Consider the following 3368-nt stretch of genomic DNA (forward strand, 5'->3'; position numbering starts at 1 on the left):
GCCGAACGGCGGCCCGATTAGTGGCCGAAACGCCACCCGCAGGAAGCCGCGCAGCGATGCGGCCGTCAGTGCCTCCAGCCGGCCGGCCGGCGGCGCGACCACCACGTCGCGCGCCGGTGCGAGCGACTCGGGCAACGGATGCGTGAAGCGGTAAGCGGACATCCCGGTGAAGCGCGTGATCCACCGGTAGGTCAGCGTGAAGCCCGGCCAGTTCGTGCTGTTGTGCCCCGACGCATCGACGTACCAGCTCTTGCAGCTGTTCCACACCGATCCTTCGAGCCGCTGCTGCACATGCAGGTTGAAGCGCCGGTAGCGGCGCGCGTCGACGTCGATCTCGCGCGCACCGTCGCGCCGCATCGTGCGCAGGCAGCGCATCACGTGCGCGATCTGGCTTTCGAGCATGTAGACGATCGAGTTGTGGCCGAGATTGGTGTTCGGGCCGTACAGCATGAAGAAGTTCGGAAAGCCGGGCACGGTGAGCCCGAGATACGCCTGCGCGCCGCGCCGCCATGCGTCGTTCAGGTCGAGCCCGTCGCGGCCTGTGATGCGCATCGGCGACAGGAATTCGGTCGCCGCGAACCCCGTGCCGTAGACGATCGCGTCGACCGGATGGTGTACGCCGTCGACGGTCTCGATGCCGTCCTCCGTCACGCGCCGGATCCGCTGCGTGACGAGCTCGACGTTGTCGCGGCTCATCGCGGCAAGGTAGTCGCTCGACAGCAGGATGCGCTTGCAGCCGATCGGGTAGTCGGGCGTGAGCCGCGCACGCAGCGCGGGGTCCGGCACGTCGCGTGCGAGCAGCGTGTGGAACGGCCGGCCGACCGCGACCTTCATCAGCTTGTGCAGGCGCGTGAACGCGATCGCGCGCGATTCGTAGCGCAGGTAGATCGATGCGCGATGCAGCTTCATCGCCCACGGCAACCGGCGGAACAGCGCCTTCTCCCACGGGCGGTACGCGCGATCGGGGCGCGGCATCACATAGGCCGGCGAACGCTGGAATACGACCAGATGCTTCACGTCGCCCGCGATCGCCGGGACGAACTGGATCGCCGATGCGCCGGTGCCCACGACCGCCACGCGCTTGCCGGCGAGCGAATAGTCGTGATCCCAGCGCGCGGAGTGGAAGGCGCGGCCGCGAAACGTGTCGATGCCGGGCAGGTCGGGCATCGCGGGGCGGCTCAACTGCCCGGTGCCGCTGACGAGCACGGCGGCGCTGAGCGTCGTGCCGTCGGCGAGCGTGACGCGCCACAGCGCAGCGGCTTCGTCGTAGCGTGCGTGCGCAACTTCGGCGCCGAAGCGCAGGTAGCGCGCGAGGCCGTACTTGCGCGCGCAATGCTGCAGGTACGCGTGGATTTCGGGCTGCGGCGCGAACACGCGCGACCACGCCGGATTGGGCTCGAACGAAAACGAGTACAGGTGCGAGGGCACGTCGCAGGCGGCGCCCGGGTAGCTGTTGTCGCGCCACACGCCGCCGACGTCGTGCGAGCGTTCGACGATCGCGAAATCGTGGATGCCGGCGCGTTGCAGCGCGATCGCCATGCCGATGCCGGCGAAACCGGCGCCGATGATGATCGCCGCAAGCGGGGCGGCGGATTCGGTCAGGTGGGCTGCGTCACGCGACGACATGGCGGGTTTCCTCGGGCTGGACAGCATCGTGCGCGGTGCACGATGCGGTAACGGTGTCGCGATCCGTCGCTATCCTGACGGTTTCGCCTTGTGGCTGTGCGGACGGTCGGCACACGCCCCGGATCAGGTCGACGGCTTTCTCGGCGATCATGATCGTCGGCGCGTTGGTATTGCCGCCGATGAGCGTCGGCATGATCGACGCGTCGACGATGCGCAGCCCCTGCAGGCCATGCACGCGCAGTTGCGGATCGACGACGGCGAGTGCGTCGTGCCCCATCCGGCACGTGCCGACCGGGTGATACACGGTGTCGGTGCGCCGCCGCAGCACGTCGCGGATTTCATCGTCGGTGTTGACGTTCACGGTGAACAGGTCGCGCGTGGTCCAGCCGGCGAGTGCCGGCGCTTCCATCAGCCGGCGTGTGAGGCGGAAGCCCGCGACCATGTCGTCGAGGTCGCGCGGGTCGTCGAAGAACGCGGGATCGATGCGCGGCGCGGCGAGCGGATCGGCGCTGTTGAGCGTGACGGAGCCGCGGCTGCGCGGCCGCAGCAGGCACACGTGGCACGACAGCCCGTGGCCGGTGTGCAGCTTGCGCGCGTGATCGTCGACGAGCGCGACGACGAAGTGCAGCTGGATGTCCGGCGCGTCGAGTTCGGCGCGCGTCTTCAGGAAACCGCCGCCTTCCGCGAAATTCGACGTCAGCATGCCGCGCCGTTCGCGGCGAAAGCGCGCAAGCTCGCGCAGCATGCGCAGGCCGCCGCCCGCGGATACGCCCATCGTGTCGACGCTGCGTGTGCGGTAGCCGAAGATGAAATCAGGATGATCCTGCAGGTTGAGGCCGACACCGGGCAGGTCGGCGTGCACGGCGATGCCCTGTTGCTGGAGCGCGCGGCCCGGGCCGACGCCGGACAGCATCAGCAACTGCGGTGTTTGCAGTGCGCCGGCCGCGAGCACGACTTCACGCCGTGCGCGCAGCGTGCGGACCTCGCCATGCTGGCGTACCTCGACGCCGATCGCTCGGGTGCCGTCGAACAGGATGCGCAGCACCTGCGCGTGCGTCTCGACCGTCAGGTTGTCGCGGCGGCCGACGTGCGGCAGCAGGTACGCGCGCGCCGCGCTCCACCGTTCGCCGTGCTTCTGCGTGACCTGGTAGATGCCGATGCCTTCCTGCTGCGCGCCGTTGAAATCGTCGGTGAGCGGCAGGCCGGCCTGCTGCGCGGCTTCCAGGTAGCGCGCATGGAACGGGTTGCCGGTGCGCAGGTCGCTCACCCACAGCGGGCCGTCGCGGCCGTGCCACGCATCGTCGAAGCGTTCGTTGTGCTCGCTCAGGCGGAAGTACGGCAGCACGTCGTCGTAGCTCCAGCCTTCGTTGCCGAGGGCGGCCCAGCCGTCGTAGTCGACGCGATGGCCGCGGATATAGACCATCGCGTTGATGGCCGACGAACCGCCCAGCGCCTTGCCGCGCGGCTGGTAGCCGATGCGCCCGCCGAGGCCCGGCTGCGGCACCGTGTCGAAGGCCCAATTGTTGATGCGGGTCGGCATCATCGCGACCGCGCCGGTCGGCACGTTGACGAGCGTGCCGTCGCCGCGGCCGCCGGCCTCGAGCACGCAGACGGTCACGGCCGGGTCCTCGGTCAGCCGCCCGGCGACGACGCTGCCGCCCGAACCGCCGCCAACGACGATGTAGTCGAAAGTCTTGCTCATGGAATCGTCCTCAGATGGTCGATGGATCAAGCGGGGCGCG

Annotated in this window: 2 protein-coding genes; both read right to left on the reverse strand. The window is 69.3% G+C overall.

Features of this window, described 5'->3' with window-relative positions; translation table 11 throughout:
* The coding region (locus tag G3N99_RS37215; RefSeq protein ID WP_206124860.1) for an NAD(P)/FAD-dependent oxidoreductase at positions 1 to 1626 on the reverse strand (1626 nt) is incomplete at its 3' end.
* Positions 1613 to 3328 (reverse strand): GMC family oxidoreductase N-terminal domain-containing protein, encoded by a 1716-nt coding sequence (locus G3N99_RS37220; RefSeq protein ID WP_206124861.1) that lies wholly within the window; start codon positions 3326 to 3328, stop codon positions 1613 to 1615. The genes G3N99_RS37215 and G3N99_RS37220, both read right to left, overlap by 14 nt.
* Positions 3329 to 3368 lie beyond the last annotated feature (40 nt).

It is taken from the genome of Burkholderia sp. Ac-20392, assembly GCF_017104585.1.
GTDB classification, from domain to species: domain Bacteria; phylum Pseudomonadota; class Gammaproteobacteria; order Burkholderiales; family Burkholderiaceae; genus Burkholderia; species Burkholderia lata.